Here is a 19,563-nt window from a genome sequence, read left to right as displayed (position 1 = left end):
TTATTAATAGAGTTATATGGGGTGTAAGTAGCGTAACCACTAGCCCCATATTCTATGAGAGCTCTATTTAGTGCTATCTGTTGTTTCTTTCTATTTCAAGTAGTTAGCGCCCAAAACTCACCAGATTGTAGAACAGCCATACCCGTTTGCGCCGATGCACCCATTTTGGGAACTACTGATGGTGGCGGGGATATTGATGATTTTGACCCAGAGGAAATCACCCAAACAGGCTGTTTGGAAAAAGGAAGTGTGAGCTCGGCCAATATTGAGAACAATACAGAATGGTATGTATTTCGAGCAGGCGTCGATGGACAAATTGGTTTTGATATTGAAGCATTGCCCGTCAACCCCGGCAGCCCAATTACCGCAGAGTGGGATTTTGCGCTGTACGGCCCTTTTGATGAAACTTCCAATGAAAATTTTTGTACCATAATCGGCGATGGAAGCGCGCAGCCCATCCGATGCAACTATGAGTACAACGATACCGGCTTTACCGGAATTGGGATAAACCCCGCAGATGGGCGGGAAGGAGCACCCTTTGTAAAGGGGAGTCAGAACACTTATGATGAATGGTTGAATGTTAGGGAAGGGGAAATCTATTACCTCTACATTAATAACTACAACACAAATTTTGATGAAGAACCGGAATCTTTTGAGCTGACCTTTACCGGAACTTCAGTGGATGAGGATCAAGATAGTGCCTTGGATTGTACACTTAGGGATGAATTTTTAGGGTTTGATATTGTTGCTTGTGAAGGCGATCCGGATATTATCTTGTCTGCATTAAATTCACCCGCAGGTCCAAACATTGCCAATGTCACCTGGACTGTGGATTGGGATGATGATGGTACTATAGATCAAGTTCTTGCCAATGGTCCCAATGAAACCGAGTACGCGGTGTCCAGTCCAGATTCTGGGCGCTATTTTGTTTCTATTGAAAATAATCAGGGTCAGATTAGTTCAGATGATGTTTTGATTACCTTTTATGGCATTCCCGAACTGGATGAAGTTAGGGTAATCGACGATTTTTTGAATAGTGACCGGACCGATCCGTACAATGTGGAGATTGTTCCTGTTGGGGATGGCAACTATGAATATGCCATTAATGGCGGTGAATTTCAGGATGACCCTATTTTTAGGGATGTTCCTCCTGGGTTAAGCACTGTGGTGATAAACGATAAGAATGGCTGTGGAACATCCGAGCCCGAAGCATTTTTAGTGGTGGGTTATCCAAAATTCTTTACGCCCAATAGTGATGGATTTCACGACAGTTGGACTGTTTACGGGGTAGAGGAGTTGACGAACCCTGTGGTCTACATTTTTGATCGCTATGGCAAGCTTTTAAAACAAATTAATGTGAACGTAGGGTGGGATGGAACCTATAATGGCAGGGATATGCCTTCCTCCGACTACTGGTTCCGTTTGGAGTATGAGCGTGATGACGAGGGCATTTTAGTGGCCAAATCTGTTCGACGGCACTTTTCTTTGGTTCGATAAAAAAAGCCGGAATTTCTTCCAGCCCCTTGCATTATATTTTCTGTTTCTGTGCTTTAGAATTTTAAAGTATACCCTAGAGAGATATTGGTGTTTATTCTGCTTATGAGGGCAGCACTATCAATCCCTCCATCAAAAAAATAGGAATTCACATCTTGCTCGGTTCTACTGTAGGCCAAATCCAAGCGACTTGCCCCAAAATTGTAACCAATACCTGCGGAAAAACCATTTAGGTCGCCCACAAAATCACTGTCGGCATAAGGGCTTTCTTCAAATCGGTAACCTGCCCTAAGGCTAACTTGGTCTATCCTATATTCACCTCCTAAACGGTAGGAGTTGACCGCACCCAAAGTACCTGCAATAAAATCGTTCTCTGCGGCAAAACTAGGGTCGGAAGTGGGTCTAAGCTCTGCTTTGGACATATCTTGATAGGAGTAATCCAAACTAATGAGACCATCTTGACCAAAAACCAATGCCACGCTACCGGTAAACTTTTCAGGTGTTTTTATCCTGTATTCATCATAAAGGTTTACAATACCAAAGTTGATAAAGTCGATATCCGATACCGCCAAATTGGAATTGATGCGCTGCGAAGTATCATCCGTTAAGGTGTACCATGTTGGTGATTGGTAACTACCGCCCACCCGAATGGATTGGTTTACTTTGGCAATGGCTCCCAAGCTAAAGGAGAAACCGTAACCTTCCGTATGCAATAAATTGTCGAAAGAGGTGTATTGGATGGCCGATTCCGCATCATATCCTTCCTCGTCCAAATACGTGGTTCTATCATACAATACATTGTGGAAATTTACAGATGCACCTAAATACAAATCTTCTTTGTATTGGCTGGCAAAATTCAAAGTGAACTTGCTGTTGTAGCCGGATGTATTCTGTAAATATCGTTGATTGACATTGCTGTATTGCGCATTGGAAAAATAGGAAGTGTTTTGATCGTCATCTTCAACAGGTTCTATAATTCCCGCCTGAAAACCAAGAAATGCCTGTTGGGCCGAGTAGCCGAGATTGGCACCAATATCCAAATAGGCATCTTCAATAAATTCCCCCTCTTGTGTGCGTAGCGGCCCCAAAGGTTCACCTTGTGCAAAGTTGAGAAAGTAGTTGTCGATACCCGCGGATGTTGTTCCGGATGCAATAAACTCATTGTCAAAATTTTGTACCATATCATAATTAAAGGCCAATGCAATTTTTTTCCAAGGGCTATCGGTGGATGAATTGAACACGAACACCCCGCCCACTTGGTTAAAATCCAAAGAGTTGGCAGTAGTGTTGCTTAGGGTGTTGCCATAAAGGGCATCGTTGTTTCTATGGTAGTTGGAACCGGTAAAGGCCATCTCGCTAAAATTAAAGACCGCGGAACCGGCCGGATTGACATTTAATGCGGATAAATCACCGCCCAAGGCTCCAAATGCACCGCCCATAGCCTGAAACCTTGCGGTTCCTTGAATGTTTTCCGTGCTGTAGCGCAAAACATCATCAATGGTCTGTGCACTTGCAAAAGTGCATGCCAATACCATTATGAAAGTTGAGATTCTTTTCATTTCTTATGATTTAGATTAATCAAAATAGTTTGTGGATTATGGTCTGCCACCTCTACCACCTCTACCTCCGGAAGAACGTGATGCACCTCCTGAGGACCTACTTACGCCTGAGCTTCTAGAGCTACTTCCCGAGCTTCGGTAGGTGCCACTGGACCTGCTGCTTCTTGAAGAGCCACTGCTGCGGTAACTTCTGGAGCTTGACCCACTGGAGGAACGATTGTAATTTCTACTTGGCGTAGCGCTTCTGGATTGATAGCTCCTAGTGGTTCGTCCAGAATTATAGCTTCTGGATGAGGGAGAACTGCTTCTATTGTAGCTTCGGCTGCTTCTTGAAGGAGTTGTCCCATAGGAACGACGTGAGCTTGTTGAACTTCTATTGTAACTTGGGGAAGTTCTTGTGCTTCTACTTGTTCTGTAGTTTCTATTTCTGGCAACGGCGTCTGCGCTTACCGACCTTCTAACGTTGGACCTGTTACTGTAGCCATTGGAACTTCTTCTGTTGGCCAAGCCGTTGTTTCTGGAAACTGTTCCATTGGAACGTCCACTGTTGTTTCTGAACCTAGAGGAATATCCGCTTGATCTAGATGTTAGTGTAGTTCCTGGAATACGGGAAGCATAGCCTCTCCGTCCTGACATGTAGGCGTAGTTTCTGCCATAGTATCCTCCGTTGTAGTATGGGCGGTTCCAATAACCACCATAATAGCCACCCCAGCCATAGTATCCACCCCATCCGAAGCCAGCACCAGCCCAGCCCCATCCGTTGTAAGGGTATCCCCAGCCGTAATATCCGGCCCAGCCCCAACGGTTATATCTCCATGGGTTGTTCCATCCCCAGCCAAGGCCTCCCAAGCCCCAGCCGGCATTCCATCCCCATCCGTTCCATAGCCATGGGTCGTTCCAACCATAATAGCCGCCCCAGCCCCAACTGTTGTCGTAAACGTTGATGGAAAGACTTGTGGGATTGTCACCCCAACCAGGGTTTCCGTTATAGTTGTTGTTATAGGCAATGTAATCGGTTTGTTCTCCGTAAGGAATGGTGTCGTTTTGGGCCTGACTCGAATAACTGTCTATATCGGTGAAAACTTCACTGTCCAAAATTTCACCGTATTCGTTTGCTTTGTCGCCAAAATAATCGCCGTAAATGTTGTTCTCCTGTTCTTCAATTCTTACTGCTTCGGCATTTTTCTTTTCAACCCCGACAACACGGTTGTTGGTGGAATAGATGCCATCATCATAATAAGAAGCTTGCTGATAAGAACCACAAGATGCCATAAAGATGGCACTGACCATCAAAATGGACGGGATTCGTAATTTTTTATGGAGTAAAGTCTTTAACATGGCGCAATTTTTATTGTTGAACATACTAAAAATAATTAGTTTTACCCAATCATTTTATTAATAAAGTCGCAAGTTTTGTGCCAAACTACAATAGATGGGTAAAAAGTTAACGAGTAGAGCGGAAGATTATTCCAAATGGTATAATGAACTGGTCGTAAAGTCAGATTTGGCTGAAAACTCGGGAGTTAGAGGATGTATGGTGATAAAACCCTATGGATATGCCATATGGGAAAAAATGCAGGGGCAGTTGGACAAGATGTTCAAGGAGACAGGTCATGAGAATGCCTATTTTCCGTTGTTCATACCAAAATCGTACTTGAGTAAGGAGGCCAGTCATGTAGAGGGTTTTGCCAAGGAATGTGCTGTTGTTACCCATTACCGATTGAAGAATGCCGAGGATGGAAGTGGCATTGTGGTGGATGAAGATGCAAGATTGGAAGAAGAGCTGATTGTTCGCCCCACGTCCGAAACCATTATTTGGGATACATACAGAAGGTGGATTCAATCTTACCGAGACCTTCCCTTGAAGATCAACCAATGGGCCAATGTGGTACGTTGGGAAATGAGGACAAGGCTTTTTTTGAGGACTGCTGAGTTTTTATGGCAAGAAGGGCATACCGCACATGCCACTCGTGAAGAAGCTTTGGAAGAAGCGGAGCTTATGATGGATATATATGCCGAATTCGCTGAAAAATATATGGGGGTTCCCGTGATAAAGGGGACCAAAACAGAGAGCGAACGTTTTGCGGGTGCGGAAGAAACCTATTGTATAGAAGCATTGATGCAGGACGGAAAGGCCCTGCAAGCCGGTACCTCTCACTTTTTGGGTCAGAATTTTGCAAAAGCTTTTGATGTGAAGTTTGCCAACAAAGAAGGTGGGCAAGAGTATGTTTGGGCCACGTCGTGGGGTGTTTCCACAAGATTGATGGGAGCTTTGGTAATGACCCACAGCGATGACAATGGTCTGGTATTGCCGCCACAGTTGGCGCCAATTCAAGTTGTAATTGTCCCTATATATAAAGGATTGGATCAATTGGACGCTATTTCGGAGAAAGTGGAGCCATTGGTAAAAGAATTGCGTGATAGGGGCATAACAGTTAAGTATGATACCCGAGATACACACAAGCCCGGATTTAAGTTCAATGAATATGAATTAAAAGGTGTTCCTGTGCGTTTGGCAGTAGGTCAGCGCGATTTGGCCAATGGAACTTTTGAAGTGGCTCGCAGGGATACCCTGTCCAAGGAAATTGTAAAGGCCGATGAAGTTGTGGACAAGGTGGTTTCCCTGATGGATGAAATCCAAGATAACATCTTTAACAAGGCGTTGGATTATAGAAAAAACCATATCACCAAGGTGGATTCCTATGATGAGTTCAAAAAAATTATTGAGGACAAGGGTGGCTTTGTTTCGGCTCATTGGGATGGAACAACGGAGACAGAGGATAGAATAAAAGAGGAGACCAAAGCCACTATTCGCTGTATTCCACTGCATGCAGAAAAGGAGGAAGGAAAGTGTATTGTAACAGGAAAACCATCTGTTCAGCGGGTGTTGTTTGCAAAGGCCTATTAGGTAGGTTGCAAAAAATAATAATTACTGTTGCAAGACTTAAAAATAGTTGTATTTTTGCATCCGCAATTACGCAACCAAATGGCCCGTTCGTCTAGGGGTTAGGACGCCAGGTTTTCATCCTGGTAACAGGGGTTCGATTCCCCTACGGGCTACGAAGAAAAGTTTTAGGCTAAAAAGCTGCTTATTTTTTTAACTTTGTAGCTTAAAATTTTGAAATTGAAATAATGGCCCGTTCGTCTAGGGGTTAGGACGCCAGGTTTTCATCCTGGTAACAGGGGTTCGATTCCCCTACGGGCTACAACAAAAGGATTTAGAAAGAATTAAATTTAAGCAATGGCAAACCATAAGTCAGCATTAAAGAGAATCAGAAGAAACGAAGCAGTACGTTTGCGTAACAGGTACCAGCACAAAACTGTGCGTAACGCCATCAAAAAATTGCGTAACGAGGAAGATAAAAAAGCTGCTGAGGCTTTGTTGCCTACCGTAGTTGGTATGATTGATAAATTGGCCAAGAAAAATATCATTCATAACAACAAGGCCGCAAACCTAAAGAGTAAATTGATGACTCTAGTTGCAGCAATGTAATTTTAGTTTGACCACAATATTCTGAACGCCTCCAAATTGGGGGCGTTTTTGTTTTTAACAATCTTATCTGAAAGCCTTTCTTTTATGAATAAGTACGCCCAACAGAAAAGTGCCGTACATGATAAGGATCAATATTCTTAATATGCTCCGAAAGTGATAATCTACCCAAATTTTTGGGGCTTCATATCCAACCCAAAACAAAAATGGAAAAACGGAATGAAAGATTATCAATCCCAAACTCATCCAATACATGAGGTTGTATTTCTTGGGGTAGGGTGTAGGTTCGTTCTTTTTTTCTTTTAAATAAAGCCATATACTAAAAAGTAAAATAAAGGAAGCGATCATGTCGGCATAGTAAAGGTTGCTGTACAAAGGATTTTGAAAAAATAGACTTATTACATAACCGGAAATACTTGTCAAGACCCCAATTTGTATCCACTTTTTGTGTTTTTTGTTTTGAACCATTTTCCAGTAGATATAGTAGAAAAACAAAAATGAAATCACGGAATAGATGTTGAATATAATGACGTTGTACCAACTATACTTTTCAACATTCACTACTTGGAATTCGTTATAGTGTTTAATGAAATACCCCAATAGCTCCGTAAGGAAAGTGTACATCAAATAAATGGGATAGTACTTTAGTGGGGTGTCAAAATACGATCGGTAACAGGCCACGGACACAATCCAGACGATAAGATAGAAGGGAAGAATGTATTGTTCGGTAATAAAGTTGTAAAATCCTTCCATTATTGGTCGCTGTCCGGTTCTCAAAGCTTTTAAAGGTAAATCAAGGTAAGAAATAAAAGCCTCCGAGGTTGGAGGCTTTTATTTTTACTTGGAAGGCTTTTTTACCTAAATGCTTTTCTTTTTCCTATGAGCAGGCCCAAAATGATAAGTCCATACATTAAGGTTATGGATGTTAACAATAATGGTCTAAAATAAATTTGGACGCCTATATTAAAATCTAACAGGTAGATTACAGAAATTATGGGAAACAATGTGTAAAAAACCATCAAACCCGAGCTGATCCAAAACATTAGATTGAATTTTAATGGTTGCGTCTTTTCTTCTTGTATTTTTTCCTTGAAATATTGAATAATGACATAGACCATCATGAGAGAGCCTATGATATGGCCATAGGTCATTTGATTGTGCAGGGGGTTGTAGATTATTGCATTGGCAATATAGGATAGCACGCAAAGAATACTTAAGTAGCGAATCTGTTTTTTGATTGATTTATTCCGGGCCACTTTTCGATATACCTCGAAGAAAAAGAGAAAGAAAATTATTTGATAAATATTAAAAATAATAACATTGTGCCATGCATATCTTGAATCAGAAAAAAATAGGAACTCATTACTATATTTAATAAAATAACCCAATAACTCAGTAAAAAAAGTATAGATGATTAGCATGGGTAAGTATTTTAAAGGTGTGTCATAAAACCTTTTATACCTAATCACCGATATTAACCAAGTCAAAAAATATATTGGTATATAAAAATGATCCTTAAAAATTCTGATAAAATCTTCTGGCATAGAGCCTAATATTAGAAATCTGTGTACGGTGGAGGGCCAGAAGTTCCATGATTGAGGTTCAAACTCTTAATGTCATCCTGAAAGAGTGATGGGGCAAAACCCGCTTGGGATGTGTTTGGTCCATCTTTTTCACCTGTTTCCGAGTTGCCCACAACACCTTTTATTGGTTTTGCCTTTCCGTCTGCACCAATATAGAATCCGAGTTCTTTGCCATCAATAATTGTTGTGGGGACTAAAAAAATAGAATTCTGCCTTGGATGTACAACTTTTTTTCCGTCGGGAAACCTTTCTTTATCCGGATAATTGGCAAAATATAGACGTAGTGATGCAACTTCAACGCCAGCTTCTTTGGCCTCTTGTTCTACGTAGGCCATATAGTCTTTTATGTCTGCATAGCTAAAGGATGTAAAGCGAGCGGGAATATGCTTTCTGTCAGGATATCGCTCCATTTCATATTCCTCGATTACACCTACCCTGTTCTTGGTGTAATTATCGTAGAGTGATTTGGATTCCTCTAAAGAAATAATGCCTTCGGGCGGTAAAACTTCTTCTGGTTCGGTTGGTTCATCTTTCTTGGGCCCTTGTTGGCAAGCTCCAAATAAAAGTAATGTGGCCCCAAAAAATGCAATTACGGCCTTTTGGTTGTTTTTCATAGTTAAGTATTTAATGTTCAGTTTTTGAGGAAACCGGACTAAAGATATGCCTTTTCTATAAATTGGCTCAACAAAAAGCCCTTCAAAAAACTTGAAGGGCCTGTAACATTATGATATGGAGTGTTGTGTGGTTTTACTCGTTCATGGTGAGTAAAAACTCCTCGTTGTTCTTGGTTTGCTTTATACGTTGCTCCATAAACTCCATTGCTTCAATAGGGTTCATGTCTGCAAGATATTTGCGCATGATCCACATACGTTGAATGGTGTTTTCATCCAACAACAGATCATCTCTTCGTGTTGAGGAAGAAATAAGGTCGATGGCAGGGAAGATTCTTCTGTTGGAGATTCTTCTGTCCAACTGAAGCTCCATGTTACCTGTACCCTTGAATTCCTCAAAGATAACTTCGTCCATTTTGGAACCGGTTTCGGTCAAGGCCGTTGCAATAATGGATAATGACCCACCATTTTCAATGTTACGGGCCGCACCAAAGAAACGTTTTGGTTTATGTAGTGCGTTTGCGTCCACACCACCACTCAATACTTTACCAGATGCTGGTTGTACGGTGTTATAGGCTCGGGCCAAACGCGTAATGGAGTCCAAAAGGATCACTACGTCATGACCACATTCCACCAATCGTTTTGCTTTTTCCAATACAATGTTGGCTACTCTTACGTGCTCGGTGGCTTCCTTGTCAAAGGTAGAGGCAACTACTTCACCACGTACGTTGCGTTGCATGTCGGTAACCTCCTCGGGGCGCTCATCGATCAATAGAATGATTTGATATACCTCGGGGTGGTTAGCTGCAATGGCGTTGGCAATATCCTTAAGTAACATGGTTTTACCCGTTTTGGGCTGGGAAACGATCATTCCCCTTTGTCCTTTCCCGATAGGGGAGAACAGGTCCATAATTCTTGTGGAAATAGTGCTTTGTTTTTCCGCCAACTTGAACTTTTCCTTAGGGAACAATGGGGTAAGGTGCTCAAAAGCCACTCTGTCACGAACCACTTGTGGGTCCAATCCGTTGATTTTGTTCACTTTGATCAGCGGGAAATATTTTTCACCCTCTTTTGGAGGTCTAATGTTTCCTAAAATTGTATCCCCGGACTTAAGTCCGAACAATCTTATCTGTGATTGGGAAACATAAATATCGTCGGGAGAAGACAGGTAATTGTAATCGGAGGACCGTAGGAATCCGTAACCATCCTGCATAATGTCCAGCACACCTTCGCTCTCAATAATGCTATCAAACTCAAATTCAGGCTCTTTGTACCTGTTCTTTAAATCCTTGTCAAAATTGCTGTTCTTTTTATCGTGGTGTGGTTTGTTATGTTGGTTGTTTCTCCTGTTGTTTTGGTTCTTTTGGGAGTTGCTGCTGCCGTGGGCTTTATTGTCTTGAGACTTGTTGTCCTGTGGCTTGTTGTCCTTTTTCTGAGGTTTTCCTTGAGGTTTGGAGTCCTCTTTTTTGCTCCTGGGCTCTCTTTTTTGAGGTGCTTTTTTTGGAGCGTCACCTTCCGTGCTTTTCGTCTCCGAAGCTTTAGGGCGAGGAGCTCTGGGCTTTTTAGGTTTTGGCACTGGCTTTTCGTCTGCGCTTGCTGTAACAGTTTCTGCAACAGCTTTAGGGTTGGATGCTTGGACGTCCAGTATTTGATATACTAGATCCAATTTTTTCAATGATTTGAATTTGGGAACATTAAGACCCTTTGCAATTTCTTGCAACTCAGGAAGCTTTTTAGCTTTTAGATCTGAAATCTCGAACATTAAGTAATGGAATAAGTTAAACTTGTGTTATTCTAAAATTTGAAGTAAAGTTATCTTTGGATACTACTGGAGTAAGAATTCCGAGGTAGGTGCTTTATAATAACGTGACAATATTACAAATAATTTTTCAAGAATAAGGCCTTATTTATCAAAAAGACGCCTATTTTTGGCATTCGAAATCAATTTGCACAATGATTCAGCGGATACAAACGTTATTTTTACTGATAGTAGGGCTTATATCGGGCATACTTCCGTTTTTTCTGAATTTATGGGTGGAAGTAGGCGGAAGGGAAGTATTTGCCCAAGATCAAGTTATTGTAAGCTTGGTTTTTTATGTGGTAACCGTCTTGGCCGTAGTTTCGATTGTAATGTACAAGAAAAGACAAAATCAATTTGTGGTAAACAGATTGAATATGATATTGAACCTTTTTTTACTAGGATTTTTCGTTTATCGATCGCTAAGCTTATCCGGAGAAACTGTAGTTTCTGAGAAGGGTATTGGGATGCTGATTCCTGTATTTTCTATCGTTTTTCTGGTTCTGGCCAACAGAGCTATCAAAAAGGATGAAGATCTTGTAAAATCTGTTGATCGCTTACGTTGAACCTAACATCTTAGTAGTATTAGTGCGAAAAAACCCTGGCTTAGGCCGGGGTTTTTATGTTTTGGGCTATCGTTTTCCAAGTTCCACCACTTCCAAGTCCGATATTTTATCCCCATCGATTACAAAGCGCAACATCGTCCGCACTTGGTGGAATCCATAGTTGCCGCACGCACCCGGGTTCATGTGCAAAAGCCCCAGTTTTTTGTCGTTCATCACTTTTAAAATATGGGAGTGGCCACAAATAAAAAGTTTGGGTGGATTATTTCTAATTTCTTCCCGTACCCGAACATCGTATCGATCGGGATAACCCCCAATGTGGGTAATCCACACATCTACTCCCTCGCACATAAACCGGTTGTTTTCTGGAAACTCTTTTTGGATCACATGGTCATCAATGTTCCCATGTACCCCTCGAACAGGTTTAAGAGCTTCTAGTTGGTCGGTTACGGATATGCTTCCAATATCGCCAGCATGCCATATTTCATCGGCCTGTGCGGCATATTTTAAAATGGTGTTGTCCATGTGGCCATGGGTGTCGGAAAGCAATAAAATTTTCGTCATTTCGCTAAAAATATGCTAAAACCTTAAGGTTGAATTTGTGTTGGAAAGGATTGAATTATCTTTATGGGCTTAAAAGTAAGGGATCACATTGAGATATTTTATCCAATTTTCTTATTTCGGTAAGGCATACCACGGATGGCAGAATCAACCGAACGCCATAACCGTGCAGGAGGTTTTGGAAAAGGCACTGTCCACACTTTTACGTAAAAAGGTGGAAGTGGTGGGAGCCGGTAGAACCGATGCCGGTGTACATGCAAGGCAGATGTTTGGCCATTTTGACTTTGAGCCCATCTCCGATACAGATGACTTAATATATCGGTTGAATGCTTTTTTACCAGATGATATCGCGGTGCAAAGAATCCATCAAGTTGCTATTGAAGCCCATGCCCGGTTTGATGCCGTGCAACGTACCTACGAATATTGGTTGGTGAAAGAAAAAGATCCATTTCTTTTCGATCATGCCCATTTTGTAAAACATTCGTTGGATATAGAAGCCATGAACAAGGCAGCTAAAATATTGTTGGAATACACCGACTTTGAATGTTTTTCCAAATCCAATACCGATGTAAAAACGTTCAATTGCGATGTTCGCGAAGCTCACTGGAAAATTGATGATGATAAGTGGGTGTTCACCATTACGGCCGACCGTTTTTTACGGAATATGGTACGTGCCGTTGTAGGCACTTTGCTTGATGTGGGCATGGGGAAAATGTCCCCTGAAGAGATCCATCAAATTGTTGCAAGTAAAGATAGGGGAGAGGCAGGCGTCTCTGTCCCGGCAAAAGGATTATATTTGACCAAGGTTTTATATCCAAAAGAAATTTTTGATGAGCAAAAAGGATGATGTAGGAAAAGCGTTTGATTTTCGATTGTTCAAACGGGTTTTTTCACGGACCAGACCCTACAGGGGCATTTTTTGGTTGGTGGCCATTGTGGCCATCCTGTCCGCAGCTTTCGCTATTGGGGTTCCGTTGTTGGTCAAAACCATCATAAATCAATCTTTGGAAAATAAGGACTCGGGTCAGCTGCTTCAGAACGTCTTGTACATGTTGGCCTTTTTGTTGGGTCAGGTAACCACACAATTGTTGTTCAACTATTACGCGAACTTACTCGGAGAGTCTGTAATACGCGATATCCGAATCAATCTTTTTGAGAAGATGACCAGCTTTAAAATGACCTATTTCGACAATTCTTCCATCGGCGTTTTGGTCACAAGGGCGGTGGCGGATATGCAGCGAATAGGGGAAATATTCAGTCAGGGATTTTTTATGATTGTGGCCGATGCCCTTAAAATGTTGTCGGCAGCCATCATTATGGTGGTCATTAATTGGAAACTGGCCTTGATTGTTTTTGCAATTATGCCCATTATTTTGATTGCCACCCGTCTCTTTCAACAAGCCATGAAGGTAGCTTTTGTGGAAGTGCGCGCCCAAGTGTCCAACCTTAATTCCTTTGTGCAAGAGCGCATCGCAGGAATGAAAATCGTGCAACTCTTCAACCGTGAGGAAATTGAAAAGGAAAAGTTCCGGGCCATCAACGAAAAGCATCAAAACGCTTGGTTGAAAACGGTATGGTACAACTCCATATTTTTTCCGATAGCGGAAATTTCCAACTCCATTGGTATTGGATTGGTGGTGTATTTCGGTGTGATTCAGAATATAGAAAATGTGGGGATGGACAACAAAGGGGCCATTGTCGCTTTCTTTTTCTTGATGGATCTGTTGTTCCGACCACTTCGTCAGATTGCGGATAAGTTCAACACCCTGCAAATGGGGATGGTAGCTGCCAACCGTGTGTTCAAGATTTTGGATACCGACAGCCATATTGATGATAAGGGAACCGTTGAGAAAGAAGATGTAAAAGGCGATATTGAATTTAAAGATGTCCGTTTTGGTTATGTGCCCGATGAAGAAGTACTTCACGGAATTTCCTTTAAAGTGAAAGCAGGGGAAACGGTGGCCATAGTTGGTGCAACGGGTGCGGGTAAATCTACCATCATCAATCTGCTCAATCGATTCTATGAAATCAGTTCCGGAAAAATTTTGGTGGATGATGTGTGTTTGGACGACTACACCTTAAAATCACTACGTTCCCACATTGCGATTGTACTGCAAGATGTTTTTCTGTTTGCCGATACCATTGCAAACAACATTTCGCTTCGCGATGAGTCCATTACCACGGAACAGATTGAAGCCGCGGCCAAGCAAATTGGCGTACACGAGTTTATTTCAAGTTTGCCGGGAGGTTACCAATATAATGTAAAGGAACGCGGCACCATGCTCTCCAGTGGTCAACGTCAGCTTATTGCCTTTTTGCGCGCTTATGTGAGCAACCCAAGTATTTTGATTTTGGACGAGGCCACATCTTCCGTAGATACCTATTCCGAGCAATTAATACAACGCGCTACGGATAAGATTACCGAGGGAAGGACTTCCATTATCATTGCACACCGTTTGGCGACCATCAAAAAAGCGAATAAGATCATAGTGATGGATGCGGGGGAGATTGTCGAAATCGGCACCCACAAAGAACTTCTTGAAAAAGGCGGTTACTACAACGATTTGTACACTGCACAATTTTTGGCCGAGGAGGTGGCTTAATCTGGATTTTATTGCTCCAAATCCTTTTTAATACGATGTATCAATTCCTCTCTTCCTTTAAATGGAACAAACTCCCCATTTTTAATGTAGGATATGGAACCTGTTTCCTCGCTCACTACCAAGCACAGTGCATCGGTTTTTTCCGTGATTCCCACGGCAGCCCTATGTCGCAATCCGAAACGGAGGGGAATGTTTCGGTCGTTGGAAACCGGTAGAATCACTCTTGTAGCGGTAATAAAGTTATCTTGGATCACAATGGCCCCATCGTGCAACGGGCTGTTTTTAAAGAAAATGCTTTCCAATATAGGTTGGGTCACCTTTATGTTCATGGCATCCCCCGTAGATTTAACAAAATCCATGGAATTGTTGCGTTCAATTACGATCAGTGCCCCCGTTTTGGAGCTGCCCATGCGTTCGCAGGCACCAATTATGGCATCCACATCGGTATTGGTGGCAATGGCCTCTTGCTTTAGGAATTTAAAATGTTTAAAAATATTGCGTTTGGAGGCGAAGTTGGTGGAGCCGATCATCAGCAAAAACTTTCGAATCTCTTGCTGAAACACAATGATCAAGGCAATCAAGCCAATGTTCATAAAGCCGCCGACCATGCTACTGATCATTCTCATTTGCAGCAATTCGGTTAGTTTCCACAGCGCCCAAACAATCACTATCCCAATAAAAATATTGATGGCGACCGTACCCTTGACCAATTTGTAAATGTAATACAGGAGTGCGGCCACGAGGACTATGTCGATAATATCCGTAATCTTGAACTCGAGAAAATTTAAAAAATCCAACCGCAGTGTTTTTGTAAAATTAGCAAAAATAGGAGAACCTCAAATCAGAGTGCGTTCTCTTTTAAGGCTTCCACAAGTTTAACACATTCCGTAGCTTCTTTTACATCGTGGGCCCGAATAATGTTTGCACCCCTTAAAAGGGCAATGGTGTGCAGGGCCGTGGTGCCGTTCAATGCCTCTTGTGGGGATGATTCCAACACTTTGTAGATCATGGATTTTCTGCTCAACCCAATCAAAATAGGCAAACCAAAGGTTTGGAACATATCCAAATGGTTTAAAAGCGTATAATTTTGTTCCGTTGTCTTGGCAAAGCCAAAGCCTGGGTCTATAATAAGATCATTTATTTTTTGGGATGTGGCCTTCTGGACTTTTTCTGAAAAATAAATCCTGAGGTCGTTGATCAAGTTATGGTAGGTAGCTTCTTTTTGCATGGATTGCGGGGTGCCTTTCATGTGCATCATAATATACGGAACTTGGTACTTTGCGATGGTTCCAAACATTTCATCATCCAAATTTCCGGCAGCAATGTCGTTAATAATGGCCGCACCATGCTCAATACTTTCTGCAGCCACCTTGCTTCTGAAGGTATCCACAGAAATCAAAGTATCGGGAAACCTTTTTAGGATAAGGTCGATAACGGGAACCATTCTGCGCAATTCCTCATCCTCTGGAACATGTTCGGCACCAGGTCGCGAACTGTAGGCGCCCATATCAATAAAAGTGGCACCATGGTCGAGCATATATTCAACTTGGGTGAGTATGGAACCTTCATTCTTGTAATTTCCACCATCAAAAAAAGAATCTGGTGTAAGGTTGAGGATGCCCATTACTTTGGGCCTTTTTAGGTCTACAAGTTCACCTTTGCAGTTTATGGTCATAAAAAATATCTGCTTTGTTGGGTTTCATTATCTTTGGCAAAGTGCTTTTGGGCACAAGCAAGTTGGACGAAATTTACGCAAATTAGCAACAATACATGCAGCATACTTCCCAACAATACGATGAGGTGATACAAACCTGCCGGGAATTGTTTTTGAAAAAGGCCAAGGATTACGGCACAGCTTGGCGAATCCTACGGTTACCGTCATTAACAGATCAGATTTTTATAAAGGCCCAGCGCATTCGAAGCCTTCAACAGAACAAGGTGCGTAAAGTGGATGAGGATGAGCGTTCGGAGTTTATCGGAATTATCAATTATTCCATTATGGCGCTTATTCAAATTAAAAAAGGTGTGGTGGAACAACCGGACCTAACGGCTGATGAAGCCATTGCACTTTATGATGAGGAAGTCACCATCACCAAAAAATTGATGGAAGACAAAAATCACGACTATGGTGAAGCTTGGAGGGATATGCGGGTAAGCTCACTTACGGATTTAATTTTGCAAAAGTTGTTGCGCGTAAAACAGATTGAGGACAATCAAGGGGCTACCTTGGTGAGTGAAGGTGTGGATGCCAACTATCAGGATATGGTTAATTATGCAGTTTTTGCGCTCATACACTTGAGCGAAAATTCCAAAATCCAAGCACCAAAATCCAAATAACAGCGCATGACAGAGCAATGTGGATATAGGGGAAAAGAGACAAGAACAAAGACAAAAGAAGATAGTTGGGTTTATCATCAATCACATATTGTGTCTATGGCTTCCTATACTTTGTTGAAAATTGGTGGGATCCGCGTCAGGTCGGCGTTTTTTGTTTCGTGAAAAAATTATTTTGATAGTATATGAAATATTTAGTTTGGATATCAAGAATTATAGTGGGGGTGCTGTTCATTATCAGCGGGCTTATAAAGTTGAACGACCCCATGGGGTTTTCCTTTAAACTGGAAGAATACTTTAGCCCAGGTGTGTTGGACTTACCTTTTTTAACCCCCTTGGCATTGGGAATCTCCATTTTTGTAGTGATTGTTGAGGTGATTCTTGGAGTTTTGCTCCTAATCGGGTTTAAACCCAAATTCACGGTTTGGAGTCTTTTACTCATGATTGTCTTCTTCACCTTTCTTACCTTTTACTCGGCCTATTTCAATAAAGTAACCGATTGTGGATGTTTTGGGGACGCCATCAAACTAACCCCGTGGGAATCCTTCACCAAGGATGTGGTTCTGCTGATATTTATTCTGATACTGTTTTTCGGCAGAAAATATATCAAACCCTTGTTCAGTCCCAAAACCAATTGGATTGTTGGGGGAGTGGCATTGTTGGCCTGTATTTTGTTCGCCAACCATGTTTTGGCCCATTTACCTACGGTAGATTTTAGGCCTTATAAAATTGGGGCAAATATCCAAGAAGGAATGTCCGTCCCCGATAATGCTCCACAACCTATTTACGAGTATGCATGGCGTTTTATGGTAAACGGAGAAGAGCAAATTTATATTACTGAGGGAGATTACCCAACGGTGGATGGCGAATTTATTGATGTGGAAACTACCGAAATCCAAGCAGGGTACGAACCACCCATCCACGATTTTACCATAGAACAAGAAGGTCAGGATTATGCAGCGGAACTTTTGGAAGAAGATAAATTGGTGATGGTGATAGCCTATGATTTAAGAAAAACAGGTGGTTTGACCACAGGTGCAACCAATGAAGAAATTGAGGCCGCACAAAATGAAATTTATCCTGAGCTCAAGAAAACAGTCGATAGAGCAAAACAAAAAGGATACAAAGTCATTGGGATGTCCGCTTCGAGCAGCGATATGGCCAATAAGTTGATAGATACCTACGGACTGGACTTTGAGTTTTATTTTACCGATGAGACCACATTGAAGACCATTGTGCGTTCCAATCCAGCTATTTTGGTGCTCAGCAAGGGAACCATTCAGCAAAAAGTACACTACAACGATTTTGATGAACTTACTTTCTGATCATAAAGGAATCGAAACACCAAACAGTATAACATAATAACAAATAACATGAGAACAAAGATTGTGGCAGGAAACTGGAAAATGAATAAAAACCTTCAAGAAACGGAGGAATTGTTGGCCGAGCTTTCCGCCAAACTACCCGATACCGATGCCGATGTAATCGTAGCACCGACCTTTGTAAACCTCCAAGCTGCACAACAAGCACTTCAGGATTCCAAAATGCAAGTTGCTGCGCAGAACATGCATTTTGCCGAAAGTGGCGCCTATACAGGAGAAATTTCAGCGGATATGCTACTTAGTTTAGGTGTGGATGTCGTAATCTTGGGCCACTCCGAAAGACGTGCTTACTTTGGTGAGGACGATGCTCTTTTGGCCAAAAAGGTAAAAACAGCCATTGAGAAGGATTTGAAGGTTATTTTCTGTTTTGGAGAAGAGCTGGAAGATAGAAAATCAGATAAGCACTTTGCTGTTGTGGAAAGCCAATTGAAAAACGCCCTTTTTGATTTGGATCCCAGCGCTTGGAGTAAAATAGTACTTGCCTATGAACCGGTTTGGGCCATTGGTACAGGTGAAACTGCAAGTCCGGAGCAGGCTCAGGAAATGCACGCGTTCATCAGAAAGACAATTGCAGAAGGATTCAATGCTTCCATTGCCGAAGATGTTTCCATTTTGTACGGAGGAAGTGTAAAGCCTGCCAATGCGGCCGAGATATTTTCAAAGCCGGATGTGGACGGTGGTTTGATCGGTGGCGCTTCTTTGGTGGCTAGCGATTTTACGGATATCATCAAGGCGATTTAAACCATGTCCTTGACATACCTCGAATACGATTTTAAGATTGACCCGCTCCAACCCGCGACAGATATTTTGATTGCGGAGTTGGGGGAATTGGGTTTCGAAAGTTTTGTGGAAAATGAAACAGGACTTTTGGCCTACATCCTAAAATGCGAATGGCGTGATGGGGTATTGGAGGATCTGTTCGTATGCCAAAATCCAAATTTTGAGATAAGCTGGACCAGTAAAGAAATTGAACAGCAGAATTGGAACGCAGAATGGGAAAAGAACTTTCATCCCATTAAAGTAGGGGAAAAATGTATGGTTCGTGCACCTTTCCACGAGGCCGTTGAGGTTGATTATGATATTGTCATAGAGCCGAAAATGAGTTTCGGCACCGGTCACCACGAAACCACGCACATGATGTTGCAACATATTCTGGATACGGATTTTTCAGGAAAATCGGTCTTGGATATGGGTTGCGGAACAGGTGTTCTTGCCATTTTGGCCAAAAAGAAAGGAGCTTCCGAAGTGGAGGCCATTGATATTGATGAGTGGTGTTATTTGAATACCCAGGAAAATGTGGAGCGCAATGACTGTGCAGATATAAAAGTTTTTCAGGGCGACAGTAGTTTGCTGGATGGAAAAAAATATGATGTTGTTCTGGCCAACATCAACCGGAATATTTTATTGGAAGATATTCCTATATACACAACTTGCTTAAAAAAGGGAGGTTTCTTATTTTTAAGTGGCTTCTATTTGGAGGATTTAGATGCAATTTCTTCAAAATGTGACGCCTACGGTTTGGAATTTGAAAAAAATATTGAGAAGAATAACTGGGTTGCAGCAAAATATGTAAATTAGAAATACG

General features: G+C 41.9%; 19 protein-coding genes and 2 tRNA genes. 12 read left to right on the top strand and 9 right to left on the bottom strand.

All coding sequences use genetic code 11. The annotated features are described in order from the left end of the window. Positions 1-54 precede the first annotated feature (54 nt). A complete protein-coding gene (locus VM932_RS06895; RefSeq protein ID WP_326278055.1) occupies positions 55-1,497 on the top strand; it encodes a T9SS type B sorting domain-containing protein in 1,443 nt (480 codons plus the stop codon). 53 nt (positions 1,498-1,550) lie between these two features. Here the strand turns inward: VM932_RS06895 and VM932_RS06890 are convergent, their stop codons facing one another. Together VM932_RS06890 and VM932_RS06885 are read right to left on the bottom strand one after the other, a co-directional pair. Beyond that, positions 1,551-3,053 carry an OmpP1/FadL family transporter gene (locus VM932_RS06890; protein ID WP_326278054.1) on the bottom strand — a complete coding sequence of 501 codons (1,503 nt, stop codon included), beginning with the start codon at positions 3,051-3,053 and terminating at the stop codon, positions 1,551-1,553. Positions 3,054-3,089: 36 nt separating this feature from the next. Then, positions 3,090-4,391 (bottom strand): hypothetical protein, encoded by a 1,302-nt coding sequence (locus VM932_RS06885; protein WP_326278053.1) that lies wholly within the window; start codon positions 4,389-4,391, stop codon positions 3,090-3,092. Between the two features lie 94 nt (positions 4,392-4,485). Between VM932_RS06885 and proS the strand changes: the two genes are divergently transcribed. The 4 genes from proS to rpsT all read left to right on the top strand — a co-directional run bounded on the left by proS (position 4,486) and on the right by rpsT (position 6,546). Next, positions 4,486-5,961, top strand: a complete 1,476-nt coding sequence (proS, locus tag VM932_RS06880; RefSeq protein WP_326278052.1) for a proline--tRNA ligase — start codon at positions 4,486-4,488, stop codon at positions 5,959-5,961. A gap of 80 nt (positions 5,962-6,041) precedes the next feature. Next, positions 6,042-6,113, top strand: a tRNA-Glu gene (locus VM932_RS06875). A gap of 74 nt (positions 6,114-6,187) precedes the next feature. Continuing rightward, positions 6,188-6,259, top strand: a tRNA-Glu gene (locus VM932_RS06870). Positions 6,260-6,294: 35 nt separating this feature from the next. Then, on the top strand, positions 6,295-6,546 hold the full coding sequence (gene rpsT, locus VM932_RS06865; RefSeq protein WP_326278051.1) for a 30S ribosomal protein S20: 252 nt from the start codon (positions 6,295-6,297) through the stop codon (positions 6,544-6,546). 63 nt (positions 6,547-6,609) lie between these two features. On the opposite strand, the gene VM932_RS06860 is transcribed toward rpsT, so the two are convergent. From VM932_RS06860 to rho, 4 genes are all read right to left on the bottom strand, one after another. Further along, the gene (locus tag VM932_RS06860; RefSeq protein ID WP_326278050.1) at positions 6,610-7,296 is read right to left on the bottom strand and encodes a hypothetical protein; all 687 of its coding nucleotides are present in this window, start codon (positions 7,294-7,296) and stop codon (positions 6,610-6,612) included. Between the two features lie 101 nt (positions 7,297-7,397). Continuing rightward, positions 7,398-7,964: a hypothetical protein gene (locus VM932_RS06855; RefSeq protein WP_326278049.1), complete on the bottom strand. Its 567-nt coding sequence runs from the start codon at positions 7,962-7,964 to the stop codon at positions 7,398-7,400. Between the two features lie 134 nt (positions 7,965-8,098). Beyond that, positions 8,099-8,740 carry a hypothetical protein gene (locus VM932_RS06850; RefSeq protein WP_326278048.1) on the bottom strand — a complete coding sequence of 214 codons (642 nt, stop codon included), beginning with the start codon at positions 8,738-8,740 and terminating at the stop codon, positions 8,099-8,101. 133 nt (positions 8,741-8,873) lie between these two features. Continuing rightward, positions 8,874-10,499, bottom strand: coding sequence for a transcription termination factor Rho (rho, locus tag VM932_RS06845; protein WP_326278047.1), 1,626 nt, complete (start codon positions 10,497-10,499; stop codon positions 8,874-8,876). 191 nt (positions 10,500-10,690) lie between these two features. On the opposite strand from rho, the gene VM932_RS06840 reads away from it, so the two are divergent. Then, positions 10,691-11,101, top strand: a complete 411-nt coding sequence (locus VM932_RS06840; protein ID WP_163625981.1) for a DUF4293 domain-containing protein — start codon at positions 10,691-10,693, stop codon at positions 11,099-11,101. Positions 11,102-11,167: 66 nt separating this feature from the next. Here VM932_RS06840 and VM932_RS06835 read toward each other — a convergent pair whose 3' ends face one another. Then, the gene (locus VM932_RS06835; RefSeq protein ID WP_326278046.1) at positions 11,168-11,662 is read right to left on the bottom strand and encodes a metallophosphoesterase family protein; all 495 of its coding nucleotides are present in this window, start codon (positions 11,660-11,662) and stop codon (positions 11,168-11,170) included. Positions 11,663-11,750: 88 nt separating this feature from the next. Between VM932_RS06835 and truA the strand changes: the two genes are divergently transcribed. Together truA and VM932_RS06825 are read left to right on the top strand one after the other, a co-directional pair. After that, entirely contained in the window at positions 11,751-12,506 is a 756-nt protein-coding gene (gene truA / locus VM932_RS06830) for a tRNA pseudouridine(38-40) synthase TruA (RefSeq protein ID WP_326278045.1), read from the top strand. Beyond that, positions 12,490-14,262, top strand: a complete 1,773-nt coding sequence (locus VM932_RS06825) for an ABC transporter ATP-binding protein (RefSeq protein WP_326278044.1) — start codon at positions 12,490-12,492, stop codon at positions 14,260-14,262. The genes truA and VM932_RS06825 overlap by 17 nt, the downstream gene beginning before the upstream one ends. An 8-nt stretch (positions 14,263-14,270) precedes the next feature. Here the strand turns inward: VM932_RS06825 and cdaA are convergent, their stop codons facing one another. Both cdaA and folP read right to left on the bottom strand, forming a co-directional pair. Next, on the bottom strand, positions 14,271-15,059 hold the full coding sequence (cdaA, locus tag VM932_RS06820) for a diadenylate cyclase CdaA (protein WP_326278043.1): 789 nt from the start codon (positions 15,057-15,059) through the stop codon (positions 14,271-14,273). A gap of 44 nt (positions 15,060-15,103) precedes the next feature. Continuing rightward, positions 15,104-15,937 (bottom strand): dihydropteroate synthase, encoded by an 834-nt coding sequence (folP, locus tag VM932_RS06815; protein ID WP_326278042.1) that lies wholly within the window; start codon positions 15,935-15,937, stop codon positions 15,104-15,106. 95 nt (positions 15,938-16,032) lie between these two features. On the opposite strand from folP, the gene VM932_RS06810 reads away from it, so the two are divergent. The 4 genes from VM932_RS06810 to prmA all read left to right on the top strand — a co-directional run bounded on the left by VM932_RS06810 (position 16,033) and on the right by prmA (position 19,556). Next, positions 16,033-16,599: a DUF1599 domain-containing protein gene (locus VM932_RS06810; protein WP_326278041.1), complete on the top strand. Its 567-nt coding sequence runs from the start codon at positions 16,033-16,035 to the stop codon at positions 16,597-16,599. 182 nt (positions 16,600-16,781) lie between these two features. Next, entirely contained in the window at positions 16,782-17,921 is a 1,140-nt protein-coding gene (locus VM932_RS06805) for a BT_3928 family protein (RefSeq protein ID WP_326278040.1), read from the top strand. A 48-nt stretch (positions 17,922-17,969) separates the two neighbouring features. Next, positions 17,970-18,719 carry a triose-phosphate isomerase gene (gene tpiA, locus VM932_RS06800; RefSeq protein WP_326278039.1) on the top strand — a complete coding sequence of 250 codons (750 nt, stop codon included), beginning with the start codon at positions 17,970-17,972 and terminating at the stop codon, positions 18,717-18,719. 3 nt (positions 18,720-18,722) lie between these two features. Next, positions 18,723-19,556, top strand: coding sequence for a 50S ribosomal protein L11 methyltransferase (prmA, locus tag VM932_RS06795; RefSeq protein ID WP_326278038.1), 834 nt, complete (start codon positions 18,723-18,725; stop codon positions 19,554-19,556). The last annotated feature ends 7 nt before the right edge of the window (positions 19,557-19,563 follow it).

The organism is Flagellimonas halotolerans (assembly GCF_035818535.1).
GTDB lineage: Bacteria > Bacteroidota > Bacteroidia > Flavobacteriales > Flavobacteriaceae > Flagellimonas > Flagellimonas halotolerans.
The sequence above is the reverse complement of the archived record's forward strand: the minus strand, read 5'-3'. Positions and strand labels throughout refer to the sequence as shown.

Bases quoted from the DNA above. Each gene is read 5' to 3' on its own strand.
- VM932_RS06895 (WP_326278055.1), top strand. From the start codon at position 55: ATGAGAGCTCTATTTAGTGCTATCTGTTGTTTCTTTCTATTTCAAGTA.
- VM932_RS06890 (WP_326278054.1), bottom strand. From the start codon at position 3,053: ATGAAAAGAATCTCAACTTTCATAATGGTATTGGCATGCACTTTTGCA.
- VM932_RS06885 (WP_326278053.1), bottom strand. From the start codon at position 4,391: ATGTTAAAGACTTTACTCCATAAAAAATTACGAATCCCGTCCATTTTG.
- proS (WP_326278052.1), top strand. From the start codon at position 4,486: ATGGGTAAAAAGTTAACGAGTAGAGCGGAAGATTATTCCAAATGGTAT.
- rpsT (WP_326278051.1), top strand. From the start codon at position 6,295: ATGGCAAACCATAAGTCAGCATTAAAGAGAATCAGAAGAAACGAAGCA.
- VM932_RS06860 (WP_326278050.1), bottom strand. From the start codon at position 7,296: ATGGAAGGATTTTACAACTTTATTACCGAACAATACATTCTTCCCTTC.
- VM932_RS06855 (WP_326278049.1), bottom strand. From the start codon at position 7,964: ATGCTAATCATCTATACTTTTTTTACTGAGTTATTGGGTTATTTTATT.
- VM932_RS06850 (WP_326278048.1), bottom strand. From the start codon at position 8,740: ATGAAAAACAACCAAAAGGCCGTAATTGCATTTTTTGGGGCCACATTA.
- rho (WP_326278047.1), bottom strand. From the start codon at position 10,499: ATGTTCGAGATTTCAGATCTAAAAGCTAAAAAGCTTCCTGAGTTGCAA.
- VM932_RS06840 (WP_163625981.1), top strand. From the start codon at position 10,691: ATGATTCAGCGGATACAAACGTTATTTTTACTGATAGTAGGGCTTATA.
- VM932_RS06835 (WP_326278046.1), bottom strand. From the start codon at position 11,662: ATGACGAAAATTTTATTGCTTTCCGACACCCATGGCCACATGGACAAC.
- VM932_RS06825 (WP_326278044.1), top strand. From the start codon at position 12,490: ATGAGCAAAAAGGATGATGTAGGAAAAGCGTTTGATTTTCGATTGTTC.
- folP (WP_326278042.1), bottom strand. From the start codon at position 15,937: ATGACCATAAACTGCAAAGGTGAACTTGTAGACCTAAAAAGGCCCAAA.
- VM932_RS06810 (WP_326278041.1), top strand. From the start codon at position 16,033: ATGCAGCATACTTCCCAACAATACGATGAGGTGATACAAACCTGCCGG.
- VM932_RS06805 (WP_326278040.1), top strand. From the start codon at position 16,782: ATGAAATATTTAGTTTGGATATCAAGAATTATAGTGGGGGTGCTGTTC.
- tpiA (WP_326278039.1), top strand. From the start codon at position 17,970: ATGAGAACAAAGATTGTGGCAGGAAACTGGAAAATGAATAAAAACCTT.
- prmA (WP_326278038.1), top strand. From the start codon at position 18,723: ATGTCCTTGACATACCTCGAATACGATTTTAAGATTGACCCGCTCCAA.